General features: G+C 74.3%; 2 protein-coding genes. Both read left to right on the top strand.

Annotated elements, in window-relative coordinates; all coding sequences use genetic code 11:
• The first annotated feature begins 11 nt into the window (after positions 1-11).
• A complete protein-coding gene (locus AB0J55_RS41760; protein ID WP_364262295.1) occupies positions 12-15,068 on the top strand; it encodes a type I polyketide synthase in 15,057 nt (5,018 codons plus the stop codon).
• A 9-nt stretch (positions 15,069-15,077) separates the two neighbouring features.
• A complete protein-coding gene (locus AB0J55_RS41755; RefSeq protein WP_364262292.1) occupies positions 15,078-20,474 on the top strand; it encodes a type I polyketide synthase in 5,397 nt (1,798 codons plus the stop codon).
• The last annotated feature ends 16 nt before the right edge of the window (positions 20,475-20,490 follow it).

Here is a 20,490-nt window from a genome sequence, read left to right as displayed (position 1 = left end):
GGAGGAAGAACATGTCCGCGCCGAACGAGCAGATCGTTGACGCACTGCGCGCCTCGCTGAAGGAGAACGTCCGCCTCCAGCAGGAGAACGCCGCGCTCACCGCGGCCGCCGCGGAGCCCATCGCGATCGTCTCCATGGCCTGCCGCTACGCCGGCGGGATCCGCGGCCCGGAGGACTTCTGGCGGGTCGTGTCCGAAGGCGCCGACGTCTACACCGGCTTTCCCACCGACCGCGGCTGGGACATCGAGGGCCTCTACCACCCGGACCCCGACCACCCCGGCACGACGTACGTGCGGGAGGGTGCCTTCCTGCACGACGCCGCCCAGTTCGACGCGGCCTTTTTCGGCATCTCGCCGCGCGAGGCCCTCGCCATGGACCCGCAGCAGCGGCAGCTCCTGGAGGTGTCCTGGGAGACCCTGGAGCGCGCGGGCATCGACCCGCATTCGGTGCGCGGCAGCGACATCGGCGTCTACGCCGGCGTCGTGCACCAGGACTACGCCCCCGACCTCAGCGGCTTCGAAGGCTTCATGAGCCTGGAACGCGCGCTGGGCACCGCGGGCGGCGTCGCGTCCGGCCGGGTCGCCTACACGCTCGGCCTCGAAGGCCCCGCCGTCACCGTCGACACGATGTGCTCGTCCTCGCTCGTGGCGATTCACCTGGCGTCGCAGGCACTCCGGCGCGGTGAGTGCTCGATGGCGCTGGCCGGCGGCTCGACCGTGATGGCCACGCCGGGCGGGTTCGTCGGCTTCGCGCGGCAGCGGGCGCTGGCCTTCGACGGGCGCTGCAAGTCCTACGCCGCGGCCGCCGACGGCTCCGGCTGGGCCGAGGGCGTCGGCGTGCTGCTGCTGGAGCGGCTGTCGGTGGCCCGCGAGCGCGGGCACCAGGTCCTCGCCGTGATCCGCGGCAGCGCCGTCAACCAGGACGGCGCCTCCAACGGCCTCACCGCCCCGAACGGCCCGGCGCAGCAGCGGGTCATCCGCAAGGCCCTCGCCGGCGCCGGACTGGCACCGTCCGATGTGGACACGGTGGAGGGGCACGGCACCGGCACGGTCCTCGGCGACCCGATCGAGGTGCAGGCCCTGCTGGCCACCTACGGCCAGGGCCGCGACCCGCGGCAGCCGCTGCTGCTCGGCTCGGTGAAGTCCGTCGTCGGGCACACGCAGGGCGCGTCCGGCGTGGCCGGCGTGATCAAGATGGTGCAGTCGATGCGGCACGGGAAGCTCCCGGCCACCCTGCACGTCGACGCACCCACCCCGCAGGTCGACTGGTCGGCCGGGGCCATCGAGCTGCTGACCGAGAGCCGGGAGTGGCCGCGGGGCGACCACCCGCGCCGCGGCGGCATCTCCTCGTTCGGCGCCAGCGGCACCAACGCCCACCTGATCCTGGAGGAAGCCCCCGACGACCTCGTGAGTGAGAAACAGGGTTCTAACCCTGTTTCTCACTCACGACAGCCCGTGGTGCCGCTCGTGGTGACGGCCGCTACTGCCGGTTCGCTGGCGGCTCAGGCCGGGCGGCTGGCCGAGGTCGGGGACGTTTCCCTGGCGGATATGGCCGGGACGCTGGTGTCCGGACGCGCGGTGCTCAGCGAGCGCGCGGTCGTCGTGGCCGGGTCGAGTGACGAAGCCGTGGCCGGGCTGCAGGCGGTGGCCCGCGGTGAGAGTGCGCCTGGCGTGCTCACCGGTCGCGGGTCGGGTGCGCCGGGCAAGGTCGTGTGGGTGTTCCCCGGGCAGGGGACGCAGTGGGCCGGCATGGGCCGGGAGCTGCTCGAAGCCTCGGAGGTGTTCGCCGCGCGGATCGCCGAGTGCGAGACCGCGCTCGGGCGGTGGGTCGACTGGTCGCTGACCGACGTCCTGCGCGGCGAAGCCGACCTCCTCGACCGCGTCGACGTCGTGCAGCCGGCGAGCTTCGCCGTGATGGTCGGGCTCGCGGCGGTGTGGGCTTCGCTCGGCGTCGAGCCGGAGGCCGTCGTGGGCCACTCGCAGGGCGAGATCGCCGCCGCGTGCGTGTCGGGCGCGCTGTCCCTGGACGACGCCGCGAAGGTGGTGGCCCTGCGCAGCCAGGCGATCGCCGCCCAGCTGGCCGGGCGTGGCGGCATGGCCTCCGTGGCGTTGAGCGAAGAAGACGCGGCCGCGCGGATCGAACCGTGGGCGGGCCGCGTCGAGGTCGCGGCCGTCAACGGGCCCCGGTCGGTGGTCATCGCCGGGGACGCCGAAGCACTGGACGAGGCCCTCGACGCGCTCGACGACCAGGGCGTCCGGATCCGGCGGGTCGCGGTGGACTACGCGTCCCACACCCGGCACGTCGAAGCCGCCCGCGACGCACTGGCCGAGATGCTCGGCGGGATCCGCGCGCAGGCCCCGGAAGTGCCGTTCTACTCGACCGTCACCGGCGGCTGGGTCGAAGACACCGGTGTGCTGGACGGCGGCTACTGGTACCGCAACCTGCGTCGCCAGGTCCGGTTCGGCCCGGCGGTGGCCGAGCTGATCGAGCAGGGCCACCGGGTGTTCGTCGAGGTCAGCGCCCATCCCGTGCTGGTCCAGCCGATCAGCGAGCTCGTCGACGGCGCCGAAGCCGTCGTCACCGGGACCCTGCGGCGGGAGGACGGCGGCCTCCGGCGCCTGCTGGCCTCGGCGGCCGAACTGTTCGTGCGCGGCGTGACCGTGGACTGGACCGGCGTCCTGCCGCCGTTCCGGCGGGCCGACCTGCCGACCTACGCCTTCGACCACCAGCACTACTGGCTGCAGCTCGGCGAGTCGGCGAAGGACGCCGTGTCGCTCGGCCTCGCCGGCGCCGACCATCCGCTGCTGGGCGCGGTCGTCCCGCTGCCGCAGTCCGACGGGCTGGTCTTCACCTCCCGGCTGTCGCTGCAGTCGCACCCGTGGCTCGCCGGGCACGCGATCGGCGGGGTCGTCCTCATCCCCGGCACGGTCTACGTCGACCTCGCGCTGCGCGCCGGCGACGAACTCGGCTTCGGCGTCCTGGAAGAGCTCGTCATCGAGGCGCCGCTGGTGCTGGCCGAGCGCGGCGGCGTCCGCGTGCAGGTCGCGGTGAGCGGCCCGAACGAAACCGGCTCGCGCGCGGTCGACGTCTTCTCCATGCGGGAAGACGGCGACGACTGGACCCGGCACGCCACCGGCCTCCTCGGGGCGTCGGCGTCCCGGGAACCGGACCGCTTCGACTTCGCCGCCTGGCCGCCCGCCGGGGCCGAGCCGATCGACGTCGAGAACTTCTACTCCGACCTCGTCGAGCGCGGGTACGCCTACAGCGGCGCGTTCCAGGGCATGCGGGCGGTGTGGCGGCGTGGTGAAGAGGTCTTCGCCGAGGTCGCGCTGCCCGGCGACCACCGCCAGGACGCCGGCAAGTTCGGCCTCCACCCGGCGCTGCTGGACGCGGCCCTGCACACGAACGCCTTCGCCAACCCCGGCGACGAGCGCAGTGTGCTGCCGTTCGCGTGGAACGGCCTGGTCCTGCACGCCGTCGGCGCGTCCGCGCTGCGGGTGCGGGTCGCGCCGGGCGGGCCGGACGCGCTGACGTTCCAGGCCGCCGACGAGACCGGCGGCCTGGTCGTCACCATGGATTCGCTGGTGTCCCGCGAGGTCTCCGCCGAGCAGCTGGAGACGGCGGCGGGCGACGAGCGGGACTCGCTGTTCCAGGTGGACTGGACCGAGATTCCCGCGCCCGAAAGCGTGCCCACGGACCACGTCGAGGTGCTCGAAGCCGTCGGCGGGGAACCCCTGGAACTGACCAGCCGGGTGCTGGAAAGCGTGCAGACCTGGCTTTCCGACGCGGCTGACGAAGCCCGGCTCGTCGTGGTGACCCGCGGCGCCGTCCGCGAGGTGACCGACCCGGCCGGCGCCGCTGTGTGGGGCCTGGTGCGCGCTGCGCAGGCGGAGAACCCGGGCCGGATCATCCTGGCCGACACCGACGGCGAGCTCCCGCTGGGTGTGGTGCTGGCTACCGGTGAGCCGCAACTCGCCTTGCGCGGCAACGCTTTCTCCGTGCCGCGGCTGGCTCGCGCGACCGGCGAAGCGCCGGAGGCGGTGTTCAGTCCGGAAGGGACGGTGCTGCTCACCGGCGGCACCGGCTCGCTGGGGGGTCTGGTGGCCCAGCACCTGGTCGCCCGGCACGGCGTCCGGCGCCTGGTGCTCGCGAGCCGTCGAGGGGTGGCTGCTGAAGACCTCCTGGCGGAGCTGACCGGGCAGGGTGCGGACGTGGCCGTGGTGGCCTGCGACGTCTCCGACCGCGAGCAGGTGGCCGCGCTGCTGGCCGAGCACCGGCCGACCGGCATCGTGCACCTGGCCGGTCTGCTGGACGACGGCGTCATCGGAGCCCTGAACCGCGAGCGGCTGGCGGGTGTGTTCGCGCCCAAGGTCGACGCGGTCCGGCACCTGGACGAGCTGACCCGGGACAGCGACCTGGACGCCTTCGTCGTGTTCTCGTCCGCGGCCGCGCTGATGGGCTCGGCCGGGCAGGGCAACTACGCGGCCGCCAACGCCTTCCTCGACGGCCTCATGACCGAGCGCCGCGCGGCGGGCCTGCCGGGCGTGTCGCTGGCGTGGGGCCTCTGGGAGCAGGCCGACGGCCTGACCGCCCACCTCAGCGCGACCGACCAGGCCCGGATGAGCCGCGGCGGCGTGCTCGCCATGTCGCCCGCCGAGGCCCTGGCCAGCTTCGACATCGGGCTGGCCGTCGAGCAGCCGCTGCTCGTCCCGATCAAGCTCGACCTGAAGACCCTGCGCAGCGGTGGGGAGGTCCCGCACCTGCTGCGCGGCCTGGTCCGCGCGAGCCGCCGGGTCGCGCGGACGGCCGCCGCGAGCGGCGGCGGCCTGGTCCACAAGCTCGCCGGCAAGCCCGTCGAGGAGCAGGAAGCCGTCCTGCTCGGCATCGTCCAGGCCGAGGCGGCCGCGGTGCTCGGCTTCACCGCCCCCGAGCTGGCCCAGGGCACCAAGGGGTTCAGCGACCTCGGCTTCGACTCCCTGACCGCGGTCGAGCTGCGCAACCGGCTCAGCGCGGCGACGAGTGTCAAGCTGCCCGCCACGCTGGTCTTCGACTACCCGACGCCGGTCGCGCTCGCCCGGCACCTGCGCGAGGAGCTGGGCGAAACGGTGTCCGGCACGCCGGCCGCGCCGGTCGTGACCGCCGCGGACGCGGGCGAGCCGATCGCCATCGTCGGCATGGCCTGCCGCCTGCCGGGCGGGGTCATGAGCCCGGAAGACCTGTGGCGGATGGTCGCCGAAGGCCGCGACGGGATGTCGGCCTTCCCCGAAGACCGCGGCTGGGACCTCGAGGGCCTGTTCGACTCCGACCCGGAACGCCCCGGCACGGCGTACATCCGCCAGGGCGGCTTCCTGCACGAGGCCGCGCTGTTCGACCCCGGCTTCTTCGGGATCTCGCCGCGTGAAGCCCTGGCCATGGACCCACAGCAGCGGCTCCTGCTGGAAGCGTCCTGGGAAGCCCTGGAGCGCGCGGGCATCGACCCGGCGAAGGCCCGCGGCGACGCCGTCGGCGTCTTCTCCGGTGTCTCCATCCACGACTACCTCGAGTCCCTGAGCAACATGCCCGCGGAACTCGAAGGGTTCGTCACCACGGCCACCGCGGGCAGCGTCGCCTCGGGCCGCGTGTCCTACACCTTCGGCTTCGAGGGCCCGGCGGTCACCGTCGACACGGCGTGTTCGTCGTCGCTGGTCGCGATCCACCTCGCGGCACAGGCCCTTCGCCAGGGGGAGTGCACGATGGCGCTCGCCGGCGGCGTCGCCGTGATGGGCTCGCCGATCGGGGTCATCGGCATGTCCCGACAGCGCGGCATGGCCGAAGACGGCCGGGTCAAGGCGTTCGCGGAAGGCGCGGACGGCACGGTCCTGTCCGAGGGCGTCGGCATCGTCGTCCTCGAACGGCTTTCCGTGGCCCGCGAGCGCGGGCACCGGGTGCTCGCCGTGCTCCGCGGCAGCGCGGTGAACCAGGACGGCGCGTCGAACGGCCTGACCGCGCCGAACGGGCCGTCGCAGCAGCGGGTGATCCGCAGCGCGCTCGCCGCGGCCGGCCTGCAACCGTCCGATGTGGACGCCGTGGAGGCGCACGGCACCGGCACTGCGCTGGGTGACCCGATCGAGGCCCAGGCCCTGCTGGCCACCTACGGCAAGAACCGCGAGACGCCGTTGTGGCTCGGGTCGCTGAAGTCGAACATCGGGCACACCCAGGCCGCCGCGGGCGTCGCCGCCGTCATCAAGATGGTCCAGGCGCTGCGCCACGACGCCCTGCCGCCAACCCTCCACGTGCAGGAACCCACCAAGCAGGTGGACTGGTCCGCGGGCGCGGTCGAGCTGCTGACCGAGGGCCGCGAGTGGGCGCGCAACGGCCACCCGCGCCGGGCCGGCGTCTCGTCGTTCGGCATCAGCGGCACCAACGCGCACCTCATCCTCGAAGAGGCCCCCGCCGGCGACGCGCCCGAGGCGGACGTGCCCGACGGCGTGGTGCCCGTGGTGGTGTCCGCGCGCAGCGCCGGATCCCTGGCGGGCCAGGCCACGCGGCTGGCGGAGTTCCTCGACGGCGACGTCCCGCTGACCCGCGTGGCGGGCGCCCTGCTGTCGACCCGGGCGACCCTGACCGACCGGGCCGTCGTCGTGGCCGGCTCGGCCGAGGAAGCCCGGGCCGGGCTGACCGCACTGGCCCACGGCGAGAGCGCGCCCGGCCTGGTGACCGGCACGGCCGGGATGCCGGGCAAGACCGTCTGGGTGTTCCCCGGCCAGGGGACGCAGTGGGCGGGCATGGGCCGGGAGCTGCTGGACGCCTCCCCGGTGTTCGCCGAGCGGATCGAGGAGTGCGCGGCCGCGCTGCAGCCGTGGATCGACTGGTCCCTGCTGGACGTCCTGCGCGGCGAAGGCGACCTGGATCGGGTCGACGTGCTGCAGCCGGCGTGTTTCGCGGTGATGGTGGGGCTGGCCGCGGTCTGGGCCTCGGCCGGCGTCGTGCCGGACGCGGTGCTGGGGCACTCCCAGGGCGAGATCGCCGCGGCCTGCGTGTCGGGGGCACTGTCCCTCGAGGACGCGGCCAAGGTGGTCGCACTGCGGAGCCAGGCCATCGCGGCGCAGCTGTCCGGACGCGGTGGCATGGCGTCGGTCCAGCTGAGCCACGACGAGGTCGCCGCCCGGCTGGCGCCGTGGGCGGGCCGTGTCGAGATCGCCGCGGTCAACGGCCCGTCGTCGGTGGTGATCGCGGGCGACGCCGAAGCGCTGACGGAGGCCGTCGAGGCGCTGTCCGCACGGCGGGTGGCCGTGGACTACGCGTCCCACACCCGGCACGTCGAGGACATCCGCGACACGCTCGCCGAGACTCTGTCCGGGATCACCGCGCAGGCCCCGGTGGTGCCGTTCTACTCGACGGTCACCGGCGAGTGGATCACCGAAGCCGGGGTGCTGGACGGCGGGTACTGGTACCGGAACCTGCGCAACCAGGTCGGGTTCGGCCCGGCCGTCGCCGCGCTGACCGAGCAGGGCCACGGCGTGTTCGTCGAGGTCAGCGCCCACCCTGTCCTGGTCCAGCCGCTCAGCGAGCTCGCCGACGCGGTCGTCACCGGGACCCTGCGGCGCGACGACGGCGGGCTGCGGCGGCTCCTGACCTCGATGGCCGAACTGTTCGTCCGGGGCGTTCCGGTCGACTGGACCACCATGGCGCCGCCCGCGCGCGTCGAGCTGCCGACGTACGCCTTCGACCACCAGCACTTCTGGCTCAGCCCGCCCGCCGCGGCCGACGCGCCCGCGCTCGGCCTGGCCGGCGCGGACCACCCGCTGCTGGGCGCGGTCGTGCCGCTGCCGCAGTCCGACGGCCTGATCTTCACCTCTCGGCTGTCGGTGCGGACGCACCCGTGGCTCGCCGACGGCGTCCCGGCCGCCGCCCTGGTGGAGCTGGCCGTGCGGGCCGGTGACGAAGCCGGGTGCCCGGTCCTCGCCGACCTGACCGTCGAAAAGCTGCTGGTGCTGCCGGAGAGCGGTGGCCTGCGTGTCCAGGTGGTCGTGGGTGGCGAGCGCACGGTCGAGGTGTATTCGCAGCTCGAAGGCGCCGAAGACTGGATCCGGAACGCCACCGGGCACCTTTCCGCCACGGCTCCGGCGCCCGAGCCGTTCGACTTCACCACCTGGCCGCCCGCCGGGGCGCAGGAGGCCGACGGCTGCTGGCGGCGCGGCGAGGAAATCTTCGCCGAGGTCGCGCTGCCCGGGGAGCTCGACGCCGGCGCGTTCGGCCTCCACCCCGTGCTGCTGGACGCGGCTTTGCGCCCGGCCCTCGCGGACGACGAGCAGCCGGCGGAGTGGCACAACCTGGTCCTGCACGCCTCGGGTGCCTCGGCGCTGCGGGTGCGCCTGGTGCCCGGCGGTGCCCTCCAGGCGGCGGACGAAACCGGCGGCCTGGTGCTGACCGCGGATTCGGTGGCGGGCCGGGAACTCTCGGCCGGGAAAACCGGCGCCGGATCGCTGTACCGGGTCGACTGGACCGAAGTGTCCATTCCGGACGGTCCGGTGCCGGATCACGTCGAGGTCATCGAGGCGTTCGGCGAAGAGCCTCTGGACCTGACCGCGCGGGTGCTGGAAGCCGTGCAGACCTGGCTCGCCGACGCAGCTGAAGAGGCCCGGCTGGTCGTGGTGACCCGCGGGGCCGTCCGCGACGTGACCGACCCCGCCGGCGCCGCCGTGTGGGGCCTGGTGCGGGCCGCCCAGGCGGAGAACCCCGACCGGATCGTGCTGCTCGACACCGACGGCGAGGTGCCGCTCGGCGCGGTCCTCGCCGCCGGCGAGCCCCAGCTCGCCCTGCGCGGCGGGAAGTTCTCCGTGCCCCGCATCGCCCGGGCGGAGCAGACCGGGGACGCCGTGTTCCGCCCGGACGGGACGGTCCTGATCTCGGGCGCCGGTGCCCTCGGTGGCCTGGTGGCCCGGCGCCTGGTCGAACGCCACGGCGTGCGGAAGCTGGTGCTGGCGTCCCGGCGCGGCCCGGACGCCGACGGCGTGGCCGACCTGGTCGCCGAGCTGGACGCGGAAGTGTCGGTGGTGGCGTGCGACGTCTCCGACCGCGCTCAGGTGGCCGCTCTGCTCGACGAGCACCGGCCGACCGCCGTGGTGCACACCGCCGGTGTCCTCGACGCGGGCGTCATCGGGACGCTCGACCGCGAGCGGCTGGCCAGGGTGTTCGCGCCGAAGGTCGATGCGGTCCGGCACCTGGACGAGCTCACTCGCGACCGGGAACTCGACGCCTTCGTCGTCTACTCCTCGGTGTCCGCGGTGTTCATGGGCGCGGGCAGCGGCAGCTACGCCGCCGCGAACGCCTTCCTGGACGGCCTGATGGCGAACCGCCGGGCGGCGGGCCTGCCGGGCCTGTCGCTGGCGTGGGGCCTGTGGGAGCAGAGCACCGGCATGGCGGCCAACACCGACGAGGCCACCCGCGCCCGGATGAGCCGCCGCGGCGGCCTGCAGATCATGACGCAGGACGAGGGCATGGACCTGTTCGACGCCGCCCTCGGCTCGAGCGAGCCGCTGCTGGTGCCCGCGAAGCTGGACCTGCGCGCCGGCGGGACCGTGCCGCACATGCTGCGCGGCCTGGTCCGGGCGGGCCGGGCCCAGGCGCGCACGGCGTCCACTGTGGACGGCGGACTCGCCGGACGGCTGGCCGGGCTGACCCCGGCGGACCAGCTCACCCTGCTCCTGGACCTGGTCCGGGCCCAGGTGGCGGCCGTGCTCGGGCACGCCGACGCGAGCGCCGTCCGCGTCGACACGGCGTTCAAGGACGCCGGGTTCGACTCGCTGACCGCGGTCGAGCTGCGCAACCGGATGCGGACCGCCACCGGGCTGAAGCTGCCCGCGACGCTGGTCTTCGACTACCCGAACCCCCAGGCACTGGCCCGGTTCCTGCGCGAAGAACTCGGCGGTGCGGCGGAAACACCGGTGACCACGACGGCCGCGCAGGCCGACCTCGGCGAGCCGATCGCCATCGTCGGCATGGCCTGCCGCCTGCCCGGCGGGGTCACCGGCCCCGACGACCTGTGGCGGCTGGTGTCCGAACGGCGGGACGCCGTCTCGGGCTTCCCCACCGACCGCGGCTGGGACCTCGAAAGCATCTACGACCCCGACCCGGCCCGCCCGGGCAAGACGTACACGCGGCACGGCGGCTTCCTGCACGAGGCCGGCCTCTTCGACGCGGGCTTCTTCGGCATCTCGCCGCGCGAGGCCGTCGCCATGGACCCGCAGCAGCGGCTGCTGCTGGAGGCGTCCTGGGAAGCCATGGAAGACGCCGGCGTCGACCCGCTCGGCCTGAAGGGCACCGACGTCGGGGTGTTCACCGGCATGTTCGGCCAGGGCTATGTCGCCCCGGGCGACAGCGTCGTCACGCCGGAGCTGGAGGGCTTCGCCGGCACCGGCGGGTCGTCGAGCGTGGCGTCCGGCCGCGTGTCGTACGTGTTCGGGTTCGAAGGCCCGGCGGTGACGATCGACTCGGCGTGCTCGTCTTCGCTGGTCGCGATGCACCTCGCCGCCCAGTCGCTGCGCCAGGGCGAGTGCTCGATGGCGCTGGCCGGCGGCGCGACCGTGATGGCGAACCCCGGCGCGTTCGTGGAGTTCTCCCGGCAGCGCGGCCTCGCCGTCGACGGCCGCTGCAAGGCGTTCGCCGCCGCGGCCGACGGCACCGGCTGGGCCGAAGGTGTCGGCGTGGTCGTGCTGGAGCGGCTGTCGGTGGCGCGCGAGCGCGGGCACCGGATCCTGGCCGTGCTGAGCGGCAGCGCGGTCAACCAGGACGGCGCGTCCAACGGACTGACCGCCCCGAACGGCCCCTCGCAGCAGCGGGTCATCCGGCGGGCCTTGGCCAGCGCCGGGCTGGCACCGTCCGATGTGGACGTCGTCGAGGGCCACGGCACCGGGACCACCCTGGGTGACCCGATCGAGGCCCAGGCCCTGATCGCCACCTACGGCAAGAACCGCGAGACGCCGTTGTGGCTCGGGTCGCTGAAGTCGAACATCGGTCACGCGCAGGCCGCGGCGGGGGTCGCGGGGGTGATCAAGATGGTCCAGGCGCTGCGGCACGAGGTCCTGCCGCCGACGCTGCACGTCGACCAGCCGACTCCCGAGGTGGACTGGTCCGCCGGTGCCGTCGAACTGCTGACGGAGGCCCGCGCGTGGCCGCGCAACGGCCGCCCGCGCCGGGCCGGGGTGTCCGCGTTCGGCGTCAGCGGCACGAACGCGCACCTCATCCTGGAGGAGGCACCCGCCGAAGAGCCGGTGCCGACGCCCGAGGTTCCCGTGGTGCCGGTCGTGGTTTCCGCGCGGAGCACGGCTTCGCTGGCCGGTCAGGCCGGCCGCCTCGCCGACGTCGTCGCGGGTGACGCGCCGCTGGCCGGGGTGGCCCGCGCGCTGGTGGCGAACCGCGCCGCGCTGACCGAGCGGGCGGTGGTCGTCGCGGGCTCCCGTGAAGAAGCCGTGACCGGCCTGGAAGTGTTGGCCCGCGGGGAAGACACCGCCGCGGTGGTCACCGGCCGGGCCGGCTCGCCGGGCAAGCTCGTCTGGGTGTTCCCGGGCCAGGGCTCGCAGTGGGCCGGGATGGGCCGGGAGCTGCTGGAGTCCTCGCCGGTGTTCGCCGAGCGGGTCGCCGAATGCGCGGCCGCGCTGGAACCGTGGGTCGACTGGTCGCTGCTCGACGTGCTGCGTGGCGAAGGTGACTTGGACCGGGTCGACGTCGTGCAACCCGCGAGTTTCGCGGTGATGGTCGGTCTCGCCGCGGTATGGCAGTCGGTGGGCGTCCGGCCGGACGCCGTGGTGGGGCACTCGCAGGGCGAGATCGCCGCCGCCTGCGTGTCGGGGGCGTTGTCGCTGCAGGACGCGGCGAAGGTGGTGGCCCTGCGCAGCCAGGCGATCGGCACCCGGCTGGCCGGCCGCGGCGGCATGGCCTCGGTCGCGCTGAGCGAAGAAGACGCGACCGCACGGCTGGTGCCGTGGGCCGACCGGGTCCAGGTGGCCGCGGTCAACAGCCCGACGTCCGTGGTGATCGCCGGGGAGGCCCGGGCCCTCGACGAGGTGGTCGGCGCGTGGACGGCCGACGGCGTCCGCGTCCGGCGGGTGGCCGTGGACTACGGCTCCCACACCAACCAGGTCGAAGCCATCGAAGAACTGCTGGCCGAAACCCTCGCCGGGATCGAGGCGCAGGCACCGGCGGTGCCGTTCTACTCCACAGTGGACGGTGAGTGGGTCACCGGCGCCGGGGTCGTCGACGGCGGTTACTGGTACCGGAACCTGCGCAACCAGGTCGGGTTCGGCCCGGCGGTGGCGGACCTCGTCCGCCAGGGCCACGGCGTGTTCGTCGAGGTCAGCGCGCACCCGGTGCTGGTCCAGCCGCTGAGCGAGATCAGCGACGACGCCGTCGTGGCCGGTTCGCTGCGGCGGGACGACGGTGGCGTCCGCCGCCTGCTGACCTCGATGGCCGAGCTGTTCGTGCGGGGTGTCCCGCTCGACTGGACCGCCCTCCTGCCGCAGGCGGGCCGGGTGGACCTGCCGAAGTACGCCTTCGACCACCGGCACTACTGGCTGCAGCCCGCCGAGTCCGCGACCGACGCGGCCTCGCTGGGCCAGGCCGCGGCCGACCACCCGCTGCTGGGCGCGGTCGTCGAGCTGCCACAGTCCGACGGCCTGGTCTTCACCTCGCGGCTGTCGGTGCGGACGCACCCGTGGCTCGCCGATCACGCGGTCGGCGGCGTGGTCATCCTGCCCGGCTCCGGACTGGCCGAACTGGCCGTGCGGGCCGGCGACGAAGCCGGCTGCACCACGCTCGACGAGCTGGTCATCGAAGCCCCGCTGGTCGTGCCCGCCCAGGGCGGCGTCCGGGTGCAGGTCGCGCTCGGCGGCCCGGACGACACCGGCGCGCGCACGGTGAACGTCTACTCCCAACGTGACGGCGGCACGGGGTCGTGGACACGGCACGCCACCGGCCTGCTGTCGCCGGCCCCCGCCCCGGACACCGGCTTCGACTTCCACGCCTGGCCGCCCGCGGGCGCCGAGCGCGTCGGCGTCGAGACGTTCTACCGCGACCTGGAGGAACGCGGGTACGGCTACGGGCCGGCGTTCCAGGGCCTGCGTGCGGTGTGGCGGCGGGACGGCGAGATCTTCGCCGAGGCCGCCCTCCCCGAGGACCTGACCAAGGACGCGGGCCGGTTCGGCGTCCACCCGGCGCTGCTCGACGCGGCTTTGCAGGCCGCGACCGTCGGCGGTGAGCCCGGCGAGCCGGTACTGGCCTTCGCGTGGAACGGCCTGGTCCTGCACGCCGCGGGCGCGTCGGCCCTGCGGGTCCGGCTGGCGCCGAGCGGCCCGGACGCGCTGTCCGTCGAGGCCGCCGACGAGACCGGCGGGCTGGTCCTGACCATGGAATCGCTGGTGTCCCGGCCGGTGTCGATCGGGCAGCTGGGCGCCGCGGCCGACGCGGGCCACGACGCGATGTTCCGCGTCGACTGGACCGAACTTCCCCTCGGCCAGGTGACGGCCACCGCGGAGGGCGCCGAGGTCCTGGAGGTTCCCGGGGGCGAGTCCCCGCTGGCGGCGACGGCGCGGGTCCTGGAAAAGCTGCAGGCGTGGCTGGCCGAACCCGAAGGGGAACGCTTGGTCATCGTCACGCGCGGAGCGGTGCCCGCCGGCGGCGACCACACGCTGACCGACCCGGCCGCGGCCGCGGTGTGGGGCCTGGTCCGGTCCGCGCAGGCGGAACACCCCGACCGGATCGTCCTGCTGGACACCGACGGCGAGATCCCGCTGGACGCCGTCCTGGCCTCCGGCGAGCCGCAGCTCGCGGTCCGCGGGACGGCGCTCCTCGTGCCCCGGCTGGCCCGCGCCACGCAGATCTCGGCTGCTCCAGCCGCGTTCGACCGGGATGGAACGGTGCTGATCTCGGGCGCCGGCTCACTGGGCACGCTGGTTGCCCGGCACCTGGTCGCCCGGCACGGCGTGCGCCGCCTGGTGCTGGCCAGCAGGCAGGGCCCGGCCGCCGAAGGCGCCCAGGACCTGATCGGCGAGCTGGCCGACGCGGAAGTGTCCTTCGTGGCCTGTGACGTCTCGGATCGCGACCAGGTGGCCAAGCTCCTCGCGGACCTGCCGGAGCTGAGCGCGGTGGTGCACACCGCCGGCGTCTTCGAGGACGGCGTGATCGACGCGCTGACCCCGAAGCAGCTGGCGCACGTGTACGCGGCGAAGGTCGACGCGGTCCGCCACCTCGACGAGCTGACCCGCGACCGTGAACTCGGCGCGTTCGTCGTGTTCTCGTCCGTCGCCGGGGTCATGGGCGGCGGCGGCCAGGGCCCGTACGCGGCGGCGAACGCCTACCTGGACGCGGCGATGGCGAACCGCCGCGCCGCGGGCCTGCCGGGCCTGTCCCTGGCCTGGGGTCTCTGGGAACGCAGCAGCGGCATGGCCGCCCACCTCAGCGAGATCGACCACGCCCGGGCGAGCCGCAACGGCGTGCTCGAACTGACCCGGGCCGAAGGCCTGGAGCTGTTCGACCTCGCGCTGCGGACCGACGAGTCCCTGCTCGTGCCGATCAAGCTCGACCTGGCGGCCCTGCGGTCAGGTCCGGTCGGCGTCCTGTTCCGCGGGCTGGTCCGGCCGAGCCGGGCGCAGGCGCGCTCGGTGTCCACTGTGGACATCGGACTGGCCGCCCGGCTGGCCGGGCTCGACCCGGCCGACCGCGAGGAACGGCTGGCCGACCTGGTCCGCGGCCAGGTGGCGGTGGTGCTCGGCTACGACGGGCCGGACGCGGTGCGCCCGGACACGGCGTTCAAGGACACCGGGTTCGACTCGCTGACGTCGGTGGAACTGCGCAACCGGCTGCGCGAGGCGACCGGGCTGAAACTGCCCGCCACGCTCGTCTTCGACTATCCGAACCCCGTCGCGGTGGCCCGTTATCTGGGCGCGCGGCTGGTCCCGGAAAGCAACGGGCACAACGGGAACGGCCGGCGGCACGAACTGGTGTCCGTCGTGGCCGAGGACGCGGGCGAGGAGCGGTCGATCGCCGACCTCGGTGTCGACGACCTCGTGCAACTGGCTTTCGGCGACGAGTGATTGGGGCAAGTGGTGAGTGCGTCGTATGAAAAGGTCGTCGAGGCGCTGCGGAAGTCCCTCGAAGAGGTCGGCACGCTGAAGAAGGCGAACCGCCGCCTGGAAGGCGCGTCCCGCGAGCCGATCGCCATCGTCGGCATGGCCTGCCGGCTGCCCGGCGGCATCAGCGGTCCCGAGGACCTGTGGCGGCTGGTGTCCGAAGGCGGCGACGCGGTCTCGGGCTTCCCCGCCGACCGCGGCTGGGACCTGGACACCCTGTTCGACCCCGACCCGGACCACCCGGGCACCTCCTACGTCAGCCAGGGCGGCTTCGTGCACGACGCCGGGCTGTTCGACGCGGGATTCTTCGGGATCTCGCCGCGCGAAGCCCTGGCGATGGACCCGCAGCAGCGGCTGCTGCTGGAAACCTCGTGGGAGGCGTTCGAAAACGCCGCCGTCGACCCGACGACGCTGAAGGGCGCCGACGTCGGCGTGTTCGTCGGCGCGGCCCCGCAGGGGTACGGGTCCGGGCCGATCGGGCCGGAGATGCAGAGCTTCGCGGGCACCGGGGTGGCGTCGAGCGTCGCGTCGGGCCGGCTGTCCTACGTCTTCGGCTTCGAGGGACCGGCGGTCACGATCGACACGGCGTGCTCGTCGTCGCTGGTGACGATGCACCTGGCCGCGCAGGCGCTGCGGCAGGGCGACTGCTCGATGGCTCTCGCGGGCGGCGCGATGGTCATGTCGAGCACCAACTCCTTCGTCGTGTTCTCGCGGCAGCGCGGCCTGGCGGCGGATGGCCGGTGCAAGGCGTTCGCGGACAGCGCGGACGGGATGGGCATGGCCGAGGGCGTCGGCCTGGTGGTCCTCGAACGGCTTTCGGTGGCGCGCGAACGCGGGCACCGCGTGCTGGCGGTCCTGCGGGGTTCCGCCGTCAACCAGGACGGTGCCTCGAATGGCCTGACCGCGCCGAACGGTCCCTCGCAGCAGCGGGTCATCCACAGCGCGCTGGCCAACGCCGGGCTGGCACCGTCCGATGTGGACGTCGTCGAAGGGCACGGCACGGGTACCGCGCTGGGTGATCCGATCGAGGCGCAGGCCCTGCTCGCCACCTACGGCCAGGAGCGGGAGACGCCGTTGTGGCTCGGGTCGCTGAAGTCCAACATCGGCCACGCGCAGGCGGCGGCGGGGGTCGCGAGCGTGATCAAGATGGTGCAGGCGCTGCGGCACGGCGTCCTCCCGGCCACGCTGCACGTCGACGCGCCCAGCTCGGCGGTGGACTGGTCCGAGGGCGCGGTCGAGCTGTTGACGAGCGCGCGGGACTGGCCGCGGACGGGGCGGCCGCGCCGGGCCGGCGTGTCCTCGTTCGGCGTCAGCGGCACGAACGCCCACCTGATCATCGAGGAGGCCCCGGAAGACCTCGTGAGTGAGAAACAGGGTTCTAACACTGTTTATCACTCACGAGGGTCTGCGGTGCCGCTGGTGGTTTCGGCGCGCAGTGCGGGGTCGCTGGCGGGGCAGGCGGCTCGGCTGGCCGGGTTCCTCGAGGAGTCGGGGGAGCCGCTCGCGGCGGTGGCCGGGGCGGCGGTGGCGGGCCGGGCGGTCCTGGACGAGCGGGCCGTCGTGGTGGCGGAGTCGCGGGAAGAAGCCGTGACCGGCTTGAAGGCACTGGCCCGCGGGGAAGACACGGCCGGGGTGGTCACCGGCCGGGCGGGTGCGCCGCGCAAGGTCGTGTGGGTGTTCCCGGGGCAGGGGACGCAGTGGGCCGGGATGGGCCGTGACCTGCTGGAAGAGTCGCCGGTGTTCGCCGCGCGGATCGCCGAATGCGCGGCCGCGCTGGACCCGTGGACCGGCTGGTCGCTGCTCGACGTCCTCCGTGGTGAGGGTGACCTGGACCGGGTCGACGTGCTGCAGCCCGCGTGCTTCGCGGTGATGGTCGGGCTGGCCGCGGTGTGGCAGTCGGTGGGCCTCCGCCCGAGCGCCGTCGTCGGGCACTCCCAGGGCGAGATCGCCGCGGCCTGCGTGTCGGGTGCACTGTCCCTTGAGGACGCGGCGAAGGTGGTGGCCCTGCGCAGCCAGGCCATCGCGGCTCGGCTGTCCGGCCGGGGCGGGATGGCGTCGGTCGCGTTGAGCGAAGAAGAAGCCGCCGCCCGGGTGGCGCTGTGGGACGGCCGGATCGAGGTGGCCGCGGTCAACGGACCTGCCTCGGTCGTGATCGCCGGGGACGCCCAGGCCCTCAACGAATGCCTGGAAGTGCTGGCCGGCGACGGCGTCCGGGTCCGCCAGGTCGCGGTGGACTACGCCTCGCACACGCGGCACGTCGAAGACATCGAGGACACCCTCGCCGAGACGCTGGCCGGAATCGACGCGCAGGCGCCGGCCATCCCCTTCCATTCGACCGTCACTGGCGAGCGGATCACCGAAGCCGGGGTCCTGGACGGCGGGTACTGGTACCGCAACCTGCGCAACCAGGTCCGGTTCGGCCCGGCTGTCGCCGCTCTGATCGAGCAGGGGCACGGCGTGTTCGTCGAGGTCAGCGCGCACCCCGTGCTGGTGCAGCCGATCAGCGAGGTCACCGAAGCCGTCGTCACCGGCACTCTCCGGCGTGACGACGGCGGCCTGCGGCGGCTGCTCACTTCGATGGCCGAGCTGTTCGTCCGCGGGGTTCCCGTCGGCTGGGCCACGATGGCGCCGCCCGCCCGGGTCGACCTGCCGACCTACGCCTTCGACCACCAGCACTACTGGCTGCCTGCCACCGAGTCCGTGTCCGACGCGACGGCGCTGGGCCAGGCGAAGGCGGACCACCCCCTGCTGAGCGCCGCGGTCCGGCTGCCGCAGTCGGACGGCGTCGTCTTCACGTCGCTGCTGTCGCTGCGGACGCATCCGTGGCTGGCCGACCACGCGATCGGCGGCGTGGTGCTCTTCCCGGGCACCGGCCTGGTGGAACTGGCCGTCCGCGCGGGCGACGAGGTCGGCTGCCCGGTGCTGGAGGAACTCGCGACGCAGACGCCGATCGTCGTCCCCGGACACGGCGGCGTGCGGATCCAGGTCGCGGTCGGCGGTCCCGGCGAGAACGGCTCCCGCACGGTCGAGATCTACTCCCAGCCCGAAGACGGCGGCGAAGAGTGGACGCGGCACGCGACCGGTGTCCTGGCCGCGAACCCCGTGAAGGCCGCGGGCTTCGATTTCACCGCGTGGCCGCCGCCGGAGGCGAAGCCGGTCGAGATCGGGGATTTCTACGACGGCCTGATCGAGCGCGGATATGCCTACGGGCCCGCGTTCCAGGGCGTCCGGTCGGTGTGGCAGCGCGGCGAGGAAGTCTTCGCCGAAGTCGCCCTCCCGGAGGACATGCGCGAGGACGCCGCCGCGTACGGCCTCCACCCCGCGCTGCTCGACGCCGCGCTGCAGACCGGAACCATCGCGGCCGGCGAATCCGCGCGGTCGGTGATGCCGTTCGCGTGGACCGGGTTCGCCCTGCACGCCGTGGGTGCGGCGGCGCTGCGGGTCCGGCTCGTGGCCGGTCCGGAGTCGATGACCGTCGAGGCCGCCGACGAGACCGGCGGCCCGGTGCTGTCGATGGATTCCCTGGTGCTGCGGGAAGTGTCCGCCGAGCAGCCGGCGCAGGCCGGTTCGCTGTACGAGGTGGCCTGGACCGAGCTCCCGCCGGTCGCCGCCGGCCCGGCGCCGTCGTGGGTGGCGGTGGCCACCGCCGACGACGTGACGGCCCTGGCCGACGTGCCCGCGGCCGTGGTGCTGGCGGCGTCCGGCGAGGGCGACGCACTGACCCTGACCTCGCGGGTCCTGGCGGTCGTGCAGGCGTGGCTGACGGCCGAGGCGGACGAGTCGCGGCTGGTCGTCGTCACGCGGGGCGCGATGCCCGCCGGCGACGGCGTGGTCACCGACCCGGCCGCCTCGGCGGTGTGGGGCCTGGTGCGCGCCGCGCAGACCGAGAACCCGGACCGGATCGTGCTGCTCGACCTCGATCCCGCGCATGGCGAAGGCCCGGAATCCGTGCTGGGCGCGGTCCTGGCGACCGGCGAGCCGCAGCTCGCGGTCCGCGGGACGACGTTCTCCGTCCCGCGCCTCGCCCGCGTGGCCGTCCCGGCGGGGGACCCGCCCGCCGGGTTCGGCCCCGGCTCGACCGTGCTGATCTCGGGCGCCGGGACGCTCGGCGCGCTCGCGGCCCGGCACCTGGTCACCCGGCACGGCGTGCGCCGCCTGGTGCTCGCCAGCCGCCGGGGCCGGGACGCCGGCGGGGTCGCGGAGCTGGTCGCCGAGCTCACCGGGCTGGGCGCCGAGGTGGCCGTGGCCGCCTGCGACGTCTCCGACCGCGAACAGACGGCGTCCCTGCTCAAGGAGCACCGGCCGACCGCGGTCGTGCACACGGCGGGCGTGTTCGACGCCGGTGTCGTCGGGGCGCTCACCCCGGAGAAGCTGGCCAAGGTGTTCGCCCCGAAGGTCGGCGCGGCCACCAACCTGGACGAGCTGACCCGGGACCTCGACCTCGACGCCTTCGTCGTCTACTCGTCCGCCTCCTCGATCTTCATGGGCGCGGGCAGCGGCGGCTACGCGGCGGCGAACGCGTTCCTCGACGGGCTGATGGCCCGGCGGCGCGCGGCGGGACGGCCGGGGCAGTCGCTGGCCTGGGGACCGTGGCAGGAACTCACCGGCATGGCCGACACCATCGACGACCTCACCCTGAGCCGGATGAGCCGGCGCGAGGGCCGCGGCGGGGTCGGCGGGCTCGGCGCCGAGGACGGCATGGAGCTGTTCGACGCCGCCCTCGTCTCGGGCCGGGCGCTGCTGGTCCCGGTGGAACTGGACCTGCGCGAGGTCCGGGCCGACGCGGCGACGGGCACCTCGGTGCCGCCGCTGCTGCGCGGGCTGGTCCGCGTGGGCAGGCAGCAGGCCAAGGCGGCGGCCGGCGGCGACGACGGGCTCGTCCGGCGGCTGGCCAAGCTCGCCCCGGCCCAGCAGGAGGCGCTGCTGCTGGACGTGGTGCGCACCCAGGTCGCAGTCGTGCTCGGGCACTCCGGCGCGGGTGCCGTCCGCGCGGACACGGCGTTCAAGGACTCCGGCTTCGACTCGCTGACGTCGGTGGAACTGCGCAACCGGCTGCGGGACGCGACCGGCCTCAAGCTGCCCGCGACGCTCGTGTTCGACCACCCGACCCCGCAGGCCCTCGCCCGGCACCTGCGTGACGAGCTCGCCGTCGGCGAGGCGTCCGCCACCGACTCGGTGCTGGCCGGGCTTTCCGGCCTGGACGCGGTCATCGAGGTGGCCGACACGGCGGCGCGGGACCGGATCACCGCGCGCCTGAAGGAGCTGCTGACCGCGGCGGAGACGGCCGGGCGCGAACCGGGCTCCCCCGAAGACGACCTCGACACCGCCAGCGACGAGGAGCTGTTCGCCCTCGTCGACGGGCTCAACTGACAGAAAGCTTCCAGGG

Source organism: Amycolatopsis sp. NPDC049688, assembly GCF_040674975.1.
GTDB lineage: Bacteria > Actinomycetota > Actinomycetes > Mycobacteriales > Pseudonocardiaceae > Amycolatopsis.
This window is presented reverse-complemented; position numbering and strand designations above follow the sequence as displayed.